We start from the raw sequence: 17912 nt of genomic DNA on the forward strand, positions 1-17912 counted from the left end.
TTCGCCGCCCGCAGGCGGCCAAGGAAGTGAGATCATTTTCTCCGGCGGCATGTACGTCGGAGAAAATACCGCCCAGTCCGCCAGTGTGCGGATCGCCTGCTCCCGGCGGACGATCCGTGCGCGCAGCGGACTGTGATCCAATCGTCGGGAAAGCCCGAAGGGGTTCCCCGATGGGCAAAAAGCCCGGGGCGGAAGCCCCGGGCTTTTGCTGTATTTTCAGGCCTTCTGCAGCTCGGCCGTGCGGGCGAGCAGGGCCTGCAGGCGCTCGGGAAAGTCCAGCTCGCTCAGCTGCAGGAGCTGGCGGACGGCGTTTGGGATCGTGGCGGCGTTTGCGCTGCCGTGCGCCTTCAGGAAGGGCTTTGGCAGGCCGAGCAGCATGGACGCGCCGTTTGAGGCAAAGTCCAGCTCGGCGGCAATGGTGTCGCCCGCGGCGCGGACGGCGGGATCGGTGCTGGCGCGCAGCCGGGCGGCCGTGAACAGGCCCGTGCCCTCAACGGTCTTCAGCAGCACATTGCCGGAGAAGCCTTCGGCTACGATGACGTCGTACTCGCCGGACAGGGCGTCGCGCGCCTCCATCATGCCGGTGAAGCGGATCGGCAGGCGCTCGAGCAGGTCATAGACCTCGCGGATAAAGTGGCTGCCCTTGCTCTCCTCCACGCCGACGGACAGAAGACCGACGCGCGGCTCCTCCACGCCGCAGCTCTGCATGAGTGCCGTGGCCATCAGGGCAAATTGCTCCATGCGCTCGGGCTTGCAGTCCACGTTTGCGCCGCAGTCGGCAAGGCACAGCCTGCGGCCGGGGACGGACGGCAGGAATGTGGCAAGCGCGGGCGTGCGCACGCCGCGGATGCGCCCGGCATAGGCCACGCCTCCCGCGAGTGCTGCGCCGGTGCTTCCGGCAGTGAGCATGCCGGCAAGCTCCGGGTCGCGCTTCAGGCGCTGCATGCCCTTGACGAGCGTGGAGTCGCGCTTGTGCATGACGGCGTCGATGGGATCGTCGTGATTTGTGATGATCTCGGATGCGGGCATGAATTCCAGCGCATCCCAATTGCAGGGATATTTTTCCAGCTCCGCACGGAGCATAGCCTCCTCGTCGGGCAGGACGAGCATGACGTCCGGGACCTCCAGCGTGCAGCGGGCGCAGCCCTCGAGCAGCTGCTCGGGATGGTCGCTGCCAAATACGTCAATCAGAATCTTCTTCATGATCCTCCAGTCCAAACTTTTCGGAAAGATTTTTTTTGCGGGCGCGGACGCGCACTGTGTGCATGGTGATCCAGGCATTCTGTAGCCCGTCGAGCCCCAGCGCGATGCCGATGGCGACGGACGGCGTGAGGAAGCTGGAATACAGCGCCGAAAGGGCGAACAGGCCGCCGAAGCCGAGCAGCAGGGAGGAGCAGAGAATGGCGATCCAGCTCTCCATGCCGAAGCGGCGGGCATCCATCGCGATCTGCAGCTTCAGCAGGGCATCCAGAATAACATAGACGCTCAGCAGCACCGGAAGTGTCGGCAGAACGCGCTGCGGCAGGAAGGCCAGAAGCCCTGCCAGCAGGGCGCACAGGATGCCGATGGCAAAGTCAAACTGAAAGGCGAGGCGGTAGAGATCATTGGAGTAGTAGCCGATCATTTTGGCGGCGCCGGTCAGCAGAAATAAAACGGCAAGCACTGTCCGCTGCAGGGATGTGACCTCCGTGCTGGGCAGGAAGATCAGCATCAGGCCCGCCAGAAAGATCAGAAACGAGGCGGCCGTATTGGTGATTTTGGCCAGCTTGACCAGATTGTCGTTTTGCTTCATGGCTGTTTGTTCCTTTCCGCACCGCCGCGCCACTGCGCGCGGGCGAGAATTTCATAGACACGGGGATCGACCATCGGCCGCTGCACCCCGGCAAGCGTCTGCTCCGAGAGCGTTCCCGTTTCGGCATATTCCCGGCCTGCCGCCTCGAAGGCCTGCAGACGGCGGGCCCGCGGCCCGTCCAGCTTTTCCACCGGGAGCAGCTCGCCCTGCGGGAAAAACAGGGGCGTATAATTCCGGCCGCTGCACAGCCGGTCAAGCTGGGCCAGCAGCGCTTCATACATGGGCGCGGCCTCCGTATAGCCGCATGAGGAGATGACGACGAGCTTCTTGCGCCGCAGCGCCGGGTCCCGCAGCGTCTGGAACGAACAGTGCCCGCCCTCCGGCGTCTGGCCGTGGTATGGCTCCATCAGGCTGATCGTCCGATCCAGCAGGGCTTTGAGCTGAGCGGGAAGACCAAAATAATACAGGGGGAAGCTCGCAATCAGCACGTCTGCCCGGCGGAACTGTCCGACAAAAGCAGAGAAATCGTCCGCGATCGTGCAGGGGGCGCCGCTGCGCCAGCAGGCCATGCAGCCCCGGCAGGGCTCAATGCGGTTTTCTGTCAGGGAAAACGTCTCAAACGGCCAGCCTGTACCCTGCAGAAAGGCGCGGGAAAGTCGCAGCGTATTGCTGGCAGCGCCGCGCGGGCTGCCATTGAGCAGCAGAGCCTGCATGTTGATCTCCTCCTGTGTTCTGCGAGACTCAAAAAACCACCCCTATAGCATAGCGGGTCAGCCTCTGCTAGTCATCATTCATTCCCGGAGCGATGTGCAAAATCCATACACTCCGGGATATTTGTATGGCATTCAGGTGCGCGGATGAGCGGCGCTGAATTCCAGCGCATGGCGCACCGTGCCCTCGAACAGCTGGGCGACGCGGCGAAGCTCTGCCTCGAGCGCAACGTCGGAGCGGCCCGTCAGCCATTCCTCCAGCAGGCCGTAGAGGGCGTGGCAGCAGATGTCGCAGATGAGCTTGCGGTCCTGCTGGCTGTAGTCCAGATCGCGGACGTTTTGCTCGATATAGCGGTCCGACAGCTCGGAGATGACCTTGCTGAGGTAGACGCGCATGGCGTCCTGACATTTCGACTGGAAAATATGACGGCCGATCTGCGGCGAATCGGTGAGAAAGCTGAGCATATCGAGCAGCATGGTCTCCCATGAGGCCCCGCCTGCGGGGACGGACAGCGCCCGCTCGATCTCGGACTCTAGCACGTCGCTCAGCAGATCGTAGATGTCTTCGTAATGATAATAAAAGGTATTGCGCGTCAGCCCGCAGTCCTCGACGATATCGCGGACGGTGATCTTATCCAGCGGCTTGACGGCCAGAAGCGCCCGGAACGACTCGGTGATGGCGCGTTTTGTGATCTGCTGTTTCATCCGGACTCTCCTTTCCGTGCCGCGCGGCTTCGGGCTGCGACGGCAAGTTTCTGCATTCGACAGCATTCAGTGTAGCACATGAATTAAAATTTTTCAACTTCGGCAGGAAAAAACAACATTTTCCGTTAAGAATTCACCGGCTGCGCGGTATGGGTGAAAGGAGGTATACAGCAACATGGAACAAGACGTTCTCATCGCGCTGCTGTCGCTGGCCGGAACGCTGACAGGCACCCTCGGCGGGATCCTGACCTCGGCCCGGCTGACAAATTATCGGATCGAGCAGCTCGAGAAAAAAGTGGACCGTCACAACGGCTTCGGAGAGCGCATCCCGGTCCTGGAGGATCGGGTCACGGCGATCTCGCACAGAATGGACTGCCTGGAAGGGGGGAAGACATGAAGGATCGGTTATCCGCTTTGCTGACGGTCAAGTCGCTCGTCACGGTGACGCTGACGGGGGTCTTTGCCGCGCTTGCGCTGCAGCGGTGTGTCTCGGCGCAGGAATTTCTGACCGTGTTTACGGTCGTCATCAGCTTTTATTTCGGAACACAGCATGAAAGGAGCAATGCAGCATGAAAATTTGTCTCGATGCCGGCCATGGGACCGGCCAGAATCAAAGCCCCGCACGGTGCGGCTACTTTGAGGGCGACCGGATGTTTACGCTGCAGCGCCTGCTGCAGCAGGAGCTGGAGGCCTACGGCGTGACCGTGGTCTGCACGCGCGCCGCGCGGCAGGACGACCCGCCGCTCTATACCCGCGCGCTGGCGGCGAAGGACTGCGATCTGTTCCTCAGCCTGCACAGCAACGCAGCGGGAAACGGGGTCTGCGAAAGCGTGGACTATCCCGTCGTCTTTTATCCGGTCAGCGGGAAGGGGATCGGGCTGGCTGCCGAGCTGGCGGAGTGCATCCATAAGACGATGGGAACGCTGCAGCCCGCGCAGACGCGCGTCCGCTGGAACAGCGCGCACAACGCCGATTATTACGGGGTCATCCGCTTCACGGCAGCCTTCGGCGTGACGGGGATGATCCTGGAGCACAGCTTCCACACGAACACGCGCATGACGACCTGGCTGCTGGACGACGAAAATCTCAAGCGGCTGGCAGCTGCGGAGGCGGCCGCCATCGCTGAGCACTACGGCCTGAAAAAGACCGCAGACGAGCCGCAGCGGGCGGAGACGGTGTGCTATCATCTGCTCTCCGACGTGCCGCAGGGCGATTACCGCACCGTGCTGGACAAGCTGATCGCGGCGGACATCCTGCGCGGCCGCAGCGGAACGGGAGAGGAGCGGGTGCTGGACCTGACGGAGGACAGCGTCCGGCTTCTCGTTCTGCTGGACCGCGCAGGTGCGTTCGGGAGTTGACAGCGGGCCAAAGCCGCTGTAAAATCAGAAACAGAAAGCAGAAAGAAAGCGGAGGAAACTGCATGGAACGGATCGAGGAACAGCTGCGGGCCTATCGCCCGTGGAACGAGCAGGAGGAGGCGGACTGCGCGGAGCTGCTGCGACGGCTCGGGCAGGGGGAGGACCTGTGGACGCGGGAGAACCGCTCGGCCCACCTGACGGCCTCCGGCTGGATCGTCAGCCCGGAGCGCGACCGTGTGCTCATGGCCTATCACAATCTCTATGACTCCTGGTCCTGGCTCGGCGGCCATGCCGACGGCGACCATGATCTTCTGGCTGTCGCTCTGCGGGAGACGCAGGAGGAGAGCGGGCTTTCCGCTGTGCGCGCCGTCAGCCCGGAGCTGTTCTCCGTGGAGATCCTGACTGTGGACGGGCACGAAAAGCGCGGGCACTATGTGCCGTCTCACCTGCACCTGAACGTGACATATCTGCTGGAGGCGGACCCGGCGCTGCCCATCCGCTGCAAGCCGGATGAGAACAGCCGCGTGGGCTGGTTCGGCCTGGATGAGGCCGTGGCGGCCTCGTCGGAGCCGTGGTTCCGCGAGCGCATCTATTCCAAGCTCAATGCCAAGCTCTGCGCGGGCTGGCCCAAATAAATACGGAAAACAATGCGGCAGAGGCGAAAAGGCCCCTGCCGATTTTTTATGCTTCTGTGCCTTACAGCCTGCCGAGCGGCACGGCGAGCCCCGTTCGAGTCGGGTGCGGTTTAGCCCCACATTGCGGAGAGCGTGGGAATGATCTGCTTTTTACGGGACATGACGCCCGGCAAAAACACGACGTTGTTCTTGGCCTCGCTGGAGAAGGCCTGCTGGATCGTCTCCTCGTCGCCAAGGTAGATGAGCTGCGTGCCTTCAAGCAGCACGTCCGTCAGCATGAGCAGCATCAGGCTGTAGTGCCGCTCCTGCATGGTCTGGCCCATGATTTCCAGAAATTCCTGCTTGCGCTCGAGGATGTGCGCGGAATTCACGCAGGTGATCTGGCCGACGCCGAGATCGTGGCCCGCGATGTGGAAATCCTTGAAGTCCGTGAACAGCAGCTCCTCCGGCGTCTTGTCATCCGACCACGAGGCGGAGAAGATCTGCTGGCCCAGCTCCTCGAGCGAGACGTTGGCGATGCGCGCCATGCGCTCGGCCATACTGCGGTCGCGCTGGGTGCAGGTGGGGGACTTGAACATGACGGTATCCGAGACGATGGCGGCTGCCATCATGCCTGCGAGCTTTTCCGAGGGCATGAGGCCCTTTTCCTGATACATCGTGGCGATGATGGTCGTGGTGCTGCCGACCGGCTCGTTGCGGAAATAGATGGGATTGCCCGTCTGGATGTCCGCAAGGCGGTGATGATCGATGATCTCCAGAATTTCCGCCTGATCGAGGCCGGGTACGGACTGGGCCGCCTCGTTGTGATCGACGAGCACGACACGCTTGCGCTTCGGGCGGATCAGATGGTAACGGGAGAGCGTGCCGACGACGCGGTCGTTTTCATCCAGAATGGGATAGCAGCGGTAGCGGCTTTTCAGCATACCCTCGCGGACGTCGTCGACAAAGTCGTCGAGATGGAAGCACTCGAGGTCCTTCGTGCGGCAGATGCGGCTGATGGGCAGTGACTGATACAGCAGGCGGACGGCGCGGTAGGCATCGAACGGCGTGGAGATGATGACGGTGTCCGTCGGCGCGTTGCGGAGCTGCTCGTCCAGCTCGGCCTGACAGACGATGACGCAGCGGGCGTGCTGCTCGATGGCGCGACGCACCATGTCCGGCTGGTGGCCGCAGACGATGATGCTGCCGCTGCCGGAGAACAGCAGATTGTCACAGCTCTGCGGCAGGGCGATGCACACGTCGCCGCTGATGGAATCCACAAGATCGCCCGCTTCGTTCAGAATACGGCCCTCGAGCACGCTGAGCACATTGAACAGCGGAACGGCGTCGATGTGCGGATGCTCGATGGACTGCATGTCGCTGGCGGCGATGTCGCCGGAGGAGAGCATGCCGAACAGTGTGCCGTCCTCATTTGTGATGGGCAGGGCGGCGATGGACGTGTCCGTCGATAGAGCAGCCCACGCGCGGCTGATGGTCACACCGGAGGAAAGCGCGGGCGGCGTGTCATAGTCGAGGTCGCGCACCTGCGTGCGCATGGTCTTGATCCAGACCGGGGCAGGGAAGCCGAAGCGGTCGAGCACGAGCTGCGTCTCGTCGCTGACGTGGCCGAGACGGGCGGCGCGGTACTCCCGGTCGCCGAGTGCATTGCGCAGCGCGGCGTAGGCCATGGCGGAGACGATGGAGTCGGTATCCGGATTCCGATGGCCGGTGACGTAAATGGGATCCATGGGCAGCCTCCTTCGGCAGCGCAGCTGCGCCGCCGTTCATTTTCTATTATAGTATTATCCTACCCCGATTTCGGCGTTCTGTCAATGTCGGAATGCGGCTTTTTCCCGTTTCGATGGTCTGAATATGATGAAAACGTTTGCAAAATGTAGGTAAGCAGTACACATGGCAGTATTGCATGAAATCATGCAGGTTATGCTGATATTACGGCATATGAAAGGATAATCATGCGGGAAACCGTGAAAGAATTCCTGCAAGTATGCACGACGAGCAAAAAGCATAAGGAAATATATTCAAATTTTAGCGCATTTTTATCTTGACTGCACTTTGCGGCACTGCTACAATAAAGTATGGCCTAACGTCCGGTTTATCGAAAAGGGCCTGCGGGACCTTTTCGGCAAGCCGGGCGTATTGTCATAACAAAAGAAAGGAAGGTTGATTCGATGAGAAAACAGAAGCTTCGGCAGCTATTGGCTGTCCTCCTGACGCTCTGCCTGCTGCTCGGCTGCGTTCCCGCAGTGTTTGCAGCAGACCAGACGAAGGAGCTGGAGCTGCAGCAGACGCCTGTTTCCATCTCTCCTGAAAATGAGAATGTGGAAACGGACGCAGCGGACGAGCCCGCGCCGGAGGAAACGGTGCGTGTGATCATCCGCTTCCGCAGCGATTCCCTGACCGAGCACGGCTATTCGACCCGCGGCCTCGGCAGCAACGCTGCGGCACTGGCCTACAGTGACCGCCTGCAGAAGAAGCAGCGCACGCAGATCAAGGCCATTTCGGCGGAGCTCGGCGTGACGCTTCCCGTGCGCTACCAGTTCACCATCGGCGTGAACGGCGTTGCCACGAGTGTGCCCTACGGCGAGGTGGAGGCGATCCGCGCCATGGACGGCGTTGAGAGCGTCTATGTGGAAAATCAGTACGAGCCGGATGTCGACGAGCCCAACACGGCTACGGCAGGCACGATGATCGGCTCCTATAACGCCTGGGCCGACGGCTATACCGGCGCAGGCAGCCGGGTCGCCATCATCGATACCGGCCTGGATATCGACCACCCGAGCTTTGATGAGAGCGCGTTCCTTTATGGCCTCGAGCGCTCCGCGGCCCGTTTCGGCAAGCAGGTCTCCGATTATGATCTGATGACGGAAGAGAACATCACGAAGGTCCTGCCCCGTCTGCATGCATCGGAGCGCATGAGCGGCCTGACGGCCGACGAGCTCTACCGCACGGCCAAGATCCCCTATGCGTTCAACTATATCGATGAGGATCTGGACGTCACCCATGACAACGACGCGCAGGGCGACCACGGTACGCACGTTGCCGGTATCGCCACTGCGAATACCTATGTCTGGACGAAGGACGCCGACGGCGATCTGCACGCGGCCCGCCAGAAAAACGGCGTGGCCGGCGTGGCGCCGGATGCGCAGGTCCTGCCGATGAAGGTCTTCGGCAAGGGCGGCGGCGCGTATGATTCGGACTATATGGCGGCCCTCGAGGACGCCCTGCTGCTCGACTGCGACACGGTCAACCTGTCGCTCGGCTCGTCCGTCTCCGGCCATACGTTCAGCGATAACGACGAGCTGTTTGCCAGCCTCCAGGACACGGACACCGTCGTGACCATCTCCGCCGGCAACAAGTTCAGCTATGCGCAGTACAACAATACCGGCACGAAGATGCAGCTCACGCAGGACACCGTGATCGACACGGTCGGCTCTCCCGGCTCGTTCGGCAATGCGTTCACCATTGCCTCGACTGACAACTCCGGTCTGACGGGCGTGATGCCGGTGTTCAACGGCGTCGGCACGTCCTACAATGATACCTCCGAGAACTACGGCGCCTATGCGTTCACGACGCTCGATACCTCGGCGGACAAGTCCGGCACGACGTATGACTACGTCTTCCTTGGCGACCCGACGACGGGCGAGGACATCTTCGGCGCGGACGAGAGCTTTGAGGGCCTCGACCTCACCGGCAAGATCGTCCTGATCTCCCGCGGCGGCGGTGTTTCATTCTATGTCAAGGCGAACAATGCCGTGAAGGCCGGTGCGGCCGCCACCGTCATTTATAATAATGACAGCGCCAACAATCTCAACATGAACCTGACGGGCTATGAGTACAAGAACCCTGCCGTCCTCATCCCGATGATCAGCGCCGAGAGCATTCTCGCCGCCTCCGAGAAGGACGAGACGACCGGCCTGTACGGCGGAAAGATGGTCGTTGCCAATCAGGTCCGCACCGTGACAGACGTCCCCGGCGGCTTTGTACCGAGCGACTTCTCCTCCTGGGGCGTTCCCGGCAACCTCGACCTGAAGCCCGAGATCACCGCTCCGGGCGGCAACATCTGGTCCACCCTGACGGATGGCACCTACGGCTCCATGTCCGGTACGTCCATGTCCGCGCCGAGCGTGACCGGCATGGCGGCAGTCGTTGCGCAGTATCTGCGCGAGACCGGCCTTGCCGAGCAGGAGGGCATGACGGTTCGCGCCCTGTCGCAGGCACTGCTCATGTCCACGTCCAGCCCGCTGAAGCAGGATAACGGCGTGGAGTATTCGCCCAGAAAGCAGGGCTCCGGCTTTGCAAACGTCTATCATGCCGTGACGACCCCGGCCTATCTGCTGACGGACAGCAAGGATGTGACCGACGGCAAGGTCAAGGTCAACCTCGGCGACGATCCCGACCGCACGGGCGAGTATACCTTTGACTTCACCATTAACAATCTCTCGGATAAGGCCCTTGCCTATGTGCTCCATGCCGGCATCAACACCATGGCGGTCGAGGAGATCGAGGGTGAGAACTATATGTCCGATACGGCCCGTGTCCTGACCCCGAAGGTCACCTTCGACGTCGAGGGCGGCACGAGCTACCTCTATGACCTGAACGGCGACGGCGCCATCGACGAGAACGATGCCCTCGTGCTCCTGCAGGTCGCAAACGGCACGCATGACGCGCTGCCCGAGGCCGATACCGCCAAGTACGACTTCGACGGCGACGGCGCTCTCACTACGGCGGACGCCCAACTCTATCTGGCCGGTCTGCACAATGAGCCGGAGAGTCCGAACGTCTACGCGGCTGCCGTGACGGTCCCCGCCAGCGGCTCCGTCTCCGTCAAGGCGACAGTGAAGCTCAGCGAGGCCGACCGTGCTTACTTCGCAGAATACTATCCAAACGGCTGCTATGTCGAGGGCTATGTCTACGCCTCCGATCCGACGGAAGCCGAGGCCGAGCTGTCTCTGCCGATCCTGGCCTACTACGGCAGCTGGACGGATGCCTCCATGTTCGATAAGTACATCACCCTGCGCGACAGCGTCGATCCGGATGCCGTCGGCTACACCACGACGCAGTACGCCAACGCGCTCGTCCTGCGCGGCTCCGGCTCCTCCTCGGCCTACTACCTTACGGCAAACCCCTACGGTCAGGCTGCGGAATTCCTCGCCGACCGCACGGCCATCAGCTCCACGTCCGGCGTGCAGCTCTATGGCGCATACGCCAGCCTGATCCGCAACGCGGGCGGTGATCTGAATGCCGTCATCTCCAATGCAGAGACCGGCGAGGTCTATGCAAGCGTTGATCAGGGCGTGCAGTTCGGCGCTTACTACAACACGAGCGCAGCGGCCTGGGGCAACAACATGATCGCCATCCCGCTGAGCTGGAATGTGACGGACAAGAACGGCGGTCCGCTGCCCGAGGGCACGAAGATCAAGGTCACCGTGAACGCCATTCCGGAATACAACTGGGACCGCGCCACGAAGACTGTGAAGGGCACGCTCGGCGCGGGCGCTTCCTGGACGACGGAGCTCACGGTCGATAACACCGCTCCGGAGCTGACCGGCGCGAGCTACACCCGCGATTTCGTGACCGGCGAATCCAGCCTGCGGGTCACCGCGAAGGATAACCGCTATGTGGCGGCCATCCTCGTGACGAATGCCCGCCAGACGCAGGTCCTTGCCCGTCAGGCCGTGAACCAGACCGAGCTCGGCGTGGAATCCACGGTCACGGTCGATACCTCCGGCGTCACCGGCTCCGAGGTCTGCGTCATTGCCGTCGACTATGCCGGCAACATGGCAGGCTATAAGATCAAGCTCAACGGCAGCGAGGAAGAGGAGATCGATGCGGACAGCTTCTATGCCAACAACGCCTACGATTCCTCCTGGATCGCCTTCAAGGCCGGTTCGATGGACACTGCCAAGACCGTGGCGCAGGGTGCGATCTATGCTGCCGACTGCGTCGAGGATCATGTCTTTACGATCGACAGCAGCGCCCGCTTCTGCGTCGCTCCGCTGAACGATCTGGAGAACCAGACATACATCGAAACGCTCAGCCTGCCGAGCAATGCGCTCGATATGGCCTACAACTACGCGGACGGCAAGCTGTACGTCCTGTGCACGCAGAACCGCCTGTACTCCATCGACCCGCTTATGGGCACACTGGAGATGGTCGGCACCATCCCGATGTCCGCCGGCCTGAGCTTCATGACGCTGGCCTGCGCGACAGACGGCACGTTCTATGCCGCGACCTACAGCGACTATAACTCCCGCCTGTATAAGTTCGTCCTGACGGACGAGGGCTTCACGGTCACGCCGTTCCCGAAGACGACGGGCATGAAGGTCGCATTCCTGCAGTCCATGACCTACGACCATAACACCGGCAAGCTCTATCACGCCAACTACGGCGCGAAGACGTACTACACCACCTTCATTTCCTATGACCTGACGACCGGCGAAGCCACCGTGCTCGATGAGCTCTATCAGGCAGAGCTGTGCGGCCTGTTCATCCCGCGCAAGAGCGGCTCCATGTTCGGCCCGTCCGAAAAAGTTCAGGAGATCTCACTGAGCCAGGAGAGCCTCGACCTCATCAAGGACAGCAGCGCCACGCTGGAGGTTTCCGCGAAGCCGTGGACGGTCGTGAACCGTGACTGCACCTGGACAAGCTCCGATGAGACCGTCGCCAAGGTGGAAAACGGCGTCGTCAAGGCCGTCGGCGCAGGTACCTGCACCATCAAGGCAGCCTCCGTCCTGGACCCGAGTGTCACGGATACCTGCACTGTGACGGTCAAGGAGGTCGACCATGACCTCAGCGCCGTCATCTGGGATGCGGACAGTCAGTCCTGGTTCAGCACGTTCAACACGAAGACGATCCCGAATTACAAGAAGCTGACCGAGCAGGCCAGCCGCCAGCAGATCATGGCCGCGGCGACCGATACCGCCGGCATTACTTACGCCGCCTCCTATGAAGAAAAGGACGGCAATCTTTACTCGACTCTCTATCAGGTCGGAAAGGATTACAGCCTGACGAAGATCGGCGATTCCGAAGTTGCCTATACCGATATGACGTTCGCCGAGAAGCTCAATGGCGGCACGATGCTTGCAACCTGTGGCAAAAGCATCGTCACGGTCGACACCGCAACCGGTGCTTACACTGCGGGCTGGAATCTCTCCACACTCTTCTCCGCGAACCTCGTCGGCATTACCTATCTCAACACCATCAACGACACGACGAATGGCGTGACTGACAACTGCCTGGTGCTTGACGCAGACGGCAAGGTCTGGGCCATGGGCTTCTACGGCGACGGCGACAACCTGCACTGCACGCTGCCGCAGCTCGTTGCCGACCTCGGCATCACGGCGAGCAGAGCCTTCTTCTGCTCCATCGCGACCGACGGTGCTTACCTCTATGCCACGATCCTGAACGGCTCGCAGTCCGAGCTGGCCGTTCTCGACCTCAAGACCGGCGCGGCTGCCGACCTCGGCAGCTTCAACGCGGACGTCTGGCCCGTTGTCGGCCTGAGAACGGACCGCGTGACGATCGTCACCTCCGCATCCACCTCCTCCGCCATGGAAAGCACCGACTCCCTGCCTGCACTGCAGGAGGCGCAGATCGAGGCGCTTCCCGTGACGGCACGCTGAAGAAAGGATGAGGCAAGTCATGATGAAACGAATCATTTCCTGCCTGCTCGTCTGCTTCCTGCTGCTCGGGCTCTGCCCGGCAGCGCTGGCAGCTGCAGGCTCTCCCACCGCGACTGCAGCCGTAACGGCGAACGCGCAGGGCTCTGCGACGGTCGTCCTCACGGTCAAGGCGGGCAGCGGCTCGTCCCACGGCCGCGTGACTGCAACGATGCCTGCCGGCCTGACGCTGGCAAGCGCCCGCTCCCTGCTGGGCAGCGAAGGCATTGCCGACCTGTCGAGCACGAAAACGTCCCTGCGCTTTGCCTGGGCCTGCTATGCGGACCTGAAGAAGGATACCGCTGCGCTTGAGCTGAAGCTCACGGGAAAGCCCGGCGTCTATGCGCTGCAGCTTTCCCTCCCGGAGACAAAGGAGACGGTCTCCGTCTCGGTCGAGATCCCCGGCGTGTTCCGCGACGTTTCCGCTGACGACTGGTTCTTCAACGCGGTCTATGACGCATACGGCCGCGGCCTCATGGTCGGCGAGTCCTCCGATCTCTTTGCCCCGAACGACAGCATGACCCGCGCCATGCTCATCACGACGCTGTACCGCATGTCCGGCTCTCCGGCCGTGACGGGCGAGAACCCGTATTCCGACGTTCCTGCAGGCAGCTACTATGAGAAGGCTGTCATCTGGGCCATGCAGAAGGGCGTTGCCAACGGCATGGGCGGCGGCAAGTTCGAGCCGGACACCCGCGTGACGCGCCAGCAGGCCGTGACAATGCTCTATCGCTACGCCGTGAAGATCGCAGGCATCCGGACGGATGAGCGTGCCGAGCTCGGCCGCTTCACCGACAGCGCGAAGATCAATGCCTACGCGATCACCGCGATGCGCTGGGCTGTCGGCTCCGGCCTGATGAAGGGTTACCCCGACAATACGCTGCAGCCGAACGGCACACTGACGCGCGCCGAGGCCGCAACGCTTCTTGTCTGGCTGGCTGCCAAGGTTTGATGATCCCCATGCGGGGGCTGCGGCCCCCGCTCCGGATCCCGTGTTGTAACTCACAACAGAAAGGACAGAATCTATGAGTATTCGCAAACGCGCCCTGTCCCTGCTTCTGGTTCTGGTCATGCTGCTTGGCGTTCTGCCTGCCGGCGCTGCCGCGGCGGAGGTCTATCAGGATGTGCCGTCCGGGCATTGGGCCAGCGATTATATTGCGCGCGTCGCGGAGCAGGGCCTCATGGTCGGCACCTCTGACACGACGTTCGCTCCGGAAGAGACGATCACCCGCGCCATGTTCGTAACGATCCTGGCGCGCTATGCCAAGGCAGAAACGGACAACAATGCTGAAACGGCGTTCACGGATGTCCCCGCCGGGCAGTATTACACCGGCGCCGTTGCCTGGGCTGCGGCTAACGGCATCGTCAACGGCACGAGCGCTGTGACGTTCGCTCCGAACGATCCCGTGACCCGCGAGCAGATGGCAGCCCTGCTGTATCGCGCCATGCGCTTCCTCGGGAACAAGTGCCCGCAGGACGGCAAGCTCGACGTCTTCTCCGATGCCTCCGCGCTTTCGGATTGGGCCGTTGAGGGCATGATCTGGGCTGCCGGCGCAGGCCTGTTCGGCGGCTTTGAGGACGGAACGCTCCGCCCGCAGGAGACCGCCACCCGCGCGCAGGCCGCAAAGGTCTTCTGCGTGCTGCTGGACTATTCGGAGCAGCCCGAGCCGACGGAGCCCTCTGCCGAGCCGACGGAGCCCTCCGAGGAGCCGACGCAGGAACCGACTGCGGAGCCGACCGATCCCACTGAGCCGACGGAGCCGGAGACCGGCTTCACCGTTACGTTCAAGGGCGAGGGCGGCTATGCCAAGGTCAACGGCGAAAAGGTCACGTCCGTGACGCTCGAGCCGGGCGTGACCTGGCTGAACTTCAACCTCTACGGTGATCACAGCGAGGGCTTTGATCTCGATCAGGTCGCCGCCTCCTCCGGCACGCTGCAGCGCGTGCGCTCCGAGTTCATCCTCCGCGACATCACCGAGGATGTGACCGTCACGTTTACGACGACCGGCATGATCGTCACCGTGACGTTCGTCTCCAAGCAGGTCGCCACGGTCACACCCGAAAAGGTGCAGGTGCCCTGGGGCCAGACCGTTGAGCCCGCCACGGCGGAGCGCAGCGGCTATACGTTCGTCAGCTGGACGACGGAGGACGGCACACCGTTTGACTTCTCCCAGCCCGTTCGTGAGGACGTGACACTCTATGCGACCTGGAAGGTTCGCATGTACGTTGTGACATACTATGACGGCGAAAACGTGCTCTACACGCAGGAATACAGCTACGGCTCCGTCATCGACCGTCCGACTTCTCCGAGCAAGGAAGGCTACCTGTTCACCGGCTGGTTCAAGGATCCCGAGCTGACGCAGATGTTCGACTTCATCGACCGCTGCCGCGGCGATATGAGCCTGTACGCCAAGTGGCGTGAGGACGATCGCTCCGACTATATCTACCTCGACGGCACGGACGGCGATGATGCGAACGACGGCACGACCGAGGAGAGCGCCGTCAAGACCTTCGAGCGCGCGAAGTCGCTGCTCGCAGAGAGCAAGAACCCCGTCATCCTGATCTGCGGCACCGTGACCATTACGAAGGACACGACGTGGACCATGGCCGACCTTGAGGGCGGCAAGGTCATGCGTGCAGGCTCCTTCACGAAGCGCATGATCGTCATCGAGCCGGAGGCCGAGGACGCTTCCGCAACGCTGACGCTCGAGAACATCACGCTCGACGGCGGTGCGACCATGTGGCCGGAGCTGCTGACGCAGAATATGGTCTGGTACATCCTCGATATCGAGGCCGGCGGCCGCCTTGTCCTGAACAGCGGCGCGACGGTGCAGAACTCCGCGGCATCGTCCCGTATGGTCGGCGGCGCGATCTATGTCACCGGCAGCGGCTTTAACTGCGGCACGGTAGAGATGAACGAGGGCGCCAAGATCATCAATAACTACGGCGGCTATATGTCTGCGATCGCCGGTTCCGCCGGTGCGCATATTACGATCAACGGCGGCCTCATCTCCGGCAACAAGGCAACGAACACCGGCACGACCCTCCCGCACCGCGGCTCCGCCGTTGGCGTGAGCAGCGGCGAAGCCAACGCTCCCGGCATCCTGACTATCAACGGCGGCATCATCGAGAATAACGAATCCCTGAAGGGCTGTGCCGTCAGTCTTGCCCAGCATGCGGTCGGCTATCTCAACGGCGGTATCATCCGCAACAACGTCTCCGGCACCTATGCGGCTCTTGTTGCCTACGGTAACTCCGGCAGCTCGACGTGGTACCTCAACGGCGGTACGATCGAGAACAACACGCCGGGTGCAGGCTACCCCGACGATCAGGTCGCCATGCTTGAAAAGTCTCAGGTCGTCTTTGGCGCCGAAAAGGATGCCCTGACGTTCTCCGGCCTGTATCTGAACACCGAGAGAGGAGCGCTCCCAGTCGCCATCGCCAAGCCCCTGAGCAATGTGACGGGCGGCGGCGTCCGCGTGACCCTCGACTACATGGGCACGGATATCGTTCTGGCCATCGGCTACGGCACCTATAAGCTCACAGCCGAGGATACGAAGGCCTATCAGCTGGTCAACTCTCTCGACCCGTATTACAAGGCGGAGATCGACGCGGCGAACAACCGTTACTGCGTTGTTTCCGCGCAGGTTATCGGCGCCGAGGTCTACATGAACGACAGCACGATGTCCACGAACCCCGGCAATGATGCCAACGACGGCCTGACGCCGCAGACGCCGGTCGCCACCTTCGCGCGCGCCAAGGAGATCCTGAAGGCCAACGCCAAGGAGAAGGGCGACAACATCATCTACATTATGAACGGCGGCACGCTGGAAGCGGGCACGAGTGAGGTCTGGTCCCTCGAGGGCATTCCGAACGCCATGCTTTCGCGCTATCTCAACGGCAGCACCGGCTCGGCCGTCTGGGTCGAGGGTGAACTGACGCTCGAGAATATCACGCTCGACGGCCTGTGCATGTATACCCCGCAGACGCGCTCAACGAGCGCCTTTGTCCGCGTGGATGAAGGCGGCACGCTGAACGTTAAGGCCGGTACGGTCGTGCGCAACATGCGTGGTTCGTCTCAGGTCTTCGTGTGGTCGTTCAGCCGTGCAGGCAAGACGAACACGGTCAACGTTGAGGACGTGACGGTCACGAACTGCCAGACCTACAGCTCCAGCAACAGCGAGACCGGCGGCGCTTCCGTTTTCGCCATGTACGGTCAGAGCGGCAGCAGTGTTCTGAACCTGAAGAACGGCACGTTCACGAACAATCAGGCCAGGCTGGTCCATGTGAACGGCGGCGGTACGCACACGATCAACATCGAGAATGCGACGTTTACGAACAACTCCGTCAAGGGCTGCGGTGCGATCTTCCTGATGGATCAGTCGAATGCGGGCAACGCCTCTGCGATCAACGTCTACGGCGGCACGTTCACGGACAATGCCTGCCTGCTGAGCAGCACGTCCTACGGCTCCGGCTCCATCGCCCGCCTGAAGTCTCCGGGTGCGCTGCACTTCTACGGCGGCACGTTTGCCAACAACACGACCGTAGCCGGCAAGAACTATGAGGGCATCTATCTGCGCGACGTTTCCCAGAAGCTCGGCTCCAACGTCTATGTGCACAAGCTCTCTGCGGACCTGAACGTGTACCTGACACCATACAGTGCCAAGGTCTTCATGAGCCGCATCGTCGTCGACAGCGCCCTGACACATACGATCTCCGTGTATATCGCGGATAATCGCGTCCCGGCTAAGGGCATGCCGCTCGTCGTCGGCACGGACGAATACAAGCTCAGCGAGGCTGATCTGGCCATGGTCAAATCGGCCAATCCGAAGGCGACGTTCTACCTCGATACCGAGAACAACGCCATCTGCATTGCCAAGGCAGAGTGATTACTCTCCATTACATCCCCGCGCGCCCCGGCTTCGGCCGGGGCGCTTTTGCGTGCAGATTTACCAGATCCTTCCGCGCATGCAAGCCAACGTGCAAAATATTTGCCGAAATATGCGCCGTTTTTTGCAAAAACCATTGAGCTTTTGGAAAAGAGCTGTTATAAT

Annotated in this window: 12 protein-coding genes; 7 read left to right on the forward strand and 5 right to left on the reverse strand. The window is 61.8% G+C overall.

Annotated elements, in window-relative coordinates; translation table 11 throughout:
* Positions 1-216: 216 nt before the first annotated feature.
* The 4 genes from WMO66_RS10165 to WMO66_RS10180 form a co-directional block, all read right to left on the reverse strand.
* Complete coding sequence (locus WMO66_RS10165) at positions 217-1203, reverse strand: phosphate acyltransferase (RefSeq protein WP_349136322.1); 987 nt, start codon at positions 1201-1203, stop codon at positions 217-219.
* Positions 1184-1792 carry a DUF308 domain-containing protein gene (locus WMO66_RS10170; protein ID WP_349136323.1) on the reverse strand — a complete coding sequence of 203 codons (609 nt, stop codon included), beginning with the start codon at positions 1790-1792 and terminating at the stop codon, positions 1184-1186. The genes WMO66_RS10165 and WMO66_RS10170 overlap by 20 nt, the downstream gene beginning before the upstream one ends.
* Positions 1789-2505 (reverse strand): flavodoxin family protein, encoded by a 717-nt coding sequence (locus WMO66_RS10175; protein ID WP_349136325.1) that lies wholly within the window; start codon positions 2503-2505, stop codon positions 1789-1791. Before WMO66_RS10175 ends, WMO66_RS10170 begins: the two co-directional genes overlap by 4 nt.
* A gap of 132 nt (positions 2506-2637) precedes the next feature.
* Positions 2638-3207 (reverse strand): TetR/AcrR family transcriptional regulator, encoded by a 570-nt coding sequence (locus WMO66_RS10180; RefSeq protein WP_349136326.1) that lies wholly within the window; start codon positions 3205-3207, stop codon positions 2638-2640.
* 175 nt (positions 3208-3382) lie between these two features.
* Here WMO66_RS10180 and WMO66_RS10185 point away from each other — a divergent pair, with 175 nt between their 5' ends.
* The 4 genes from WMO66_RS10185 to WMO66_RS10200 all read left to right on the forward strand — a co-directional run bounded on the left by WMO66_RS10185 (position 3383) and on the right by WMO66_RS10200 (position 5200).
* Entirely contained in the window at positions 3383-3604 is a 222-nt protein-coding gene (locus tag WMO66_RS10185; protein ID WP_349136328.1) for a hypothetical protein, read from the forward strand.
* The gene (locus tag WMO66_RS10190; protein ID WP_349136330.1) at positions 3601-3780 is read left to right on the forward strand and encodes a hypothetical protein; all 180 of its coding nucleotides are present in this window, start codon (positions 3601-3603) and stop codon (positions 3778-3780) included. The genes WMO66_RS10185 and WMO66_RS10190 overlap by 4 nt, the downstream gene beginning before the upstream one ends.
* Positions 3777-4565: an N-acetylmuramoyl-L-alanine amidase family protein gene (locus WMO66_RS10195; protein WP_349136332.1), complete on the forward strand. Its 789-nt coding sequence runs from the start codon at positions 3777-3779 to the stop codon at positions 4563-4565. The genes WMO66_RS10190 and WMO66_RS10195 overlap by 4 nt, the downstream gene beginning before the upstream one ends.
* A gap of 62 nt (positions 4566-4627) precedes the next feature.
* Complete coding sequence (locus WMO66_RS10200; protein WP_349136334.1) at positions 4628-5200, forward strand: NUDIX hydrolase; 573 nt, start codon at positions 4628-4630, stop codon at positions 5198-5200.
* 110 nt (positions 5201-5310) lie between these two features.
* On the opposite strand, the gene WMO66_RS10205 is transcribed toward WMO66_RS10200, so the two are convergent.
* The gene (locus tag WMO66_RS10205) at positions 5311-6927 is read right to left on the reverse strand and encodes a putative manganese-dependent inorganic diphosphatase (protein ID WP_349136335.1); all 1617 of its coding nucleotides are present in this window, start codon (positions 6925-6927) and stop codon (positions 5311-5313) included.
* Positions 6928-7368: 441 nt separating this feature from the next.
* Between WMO66_RS10205 and WMO66_RS10210 the strand changes: the two genes are divergently transcribed.
* The 3 genes from WMO66_RS10210 (at position 7369) to WMO66_RS10220 (ending at position 17747) form a co-directional block, all read left to right on the forward strand.
* Positions 7369-12822 carry a S8 family serine peptidase gene (locus WMO66_RS10210; RefSeq protein ID WP_349136337.1) on the forward strand — a complete coding sequence of 1818 codons (5454 nt, stop codon included), beginning with the start codon at positions 7369-7371 and terminating at the stop codon, positions 12820-12822.
* 19 nt (positions 12823-12841) lie between these two features.
* Complete coding sequence (locus WMO66_RS10215) at positions 12842-13810, forward strand: S-layer homology domain-containing protein (RefSeq protein WP_349136339.1); 969 nt, start codon at positions 12842-12844, stop codon at positions 13808-13810.
* A 73-nt stretch (positions 13811-13883) separates the two neighbouring features.
* Entirely contained in the window at positions 13884-17747 is a 3864-nt protein-coding gene (locus WMO66_RS10220) for an S-layer homology domain-containing protein (RefSeq protein WP_349136341.1), read from the forward strand.
* Positions 17748-17912 lie beyond the last annotated feature (165 nt).

Origin of the sequence: Faecousia intestinalis (genome assembly GCF_040096185.1) — a bacterium.
Lineage (GTDB): Bacteria > Bacillota > Clostridia > Oscillospirales > Oscillospiraceae > JAZOXB01.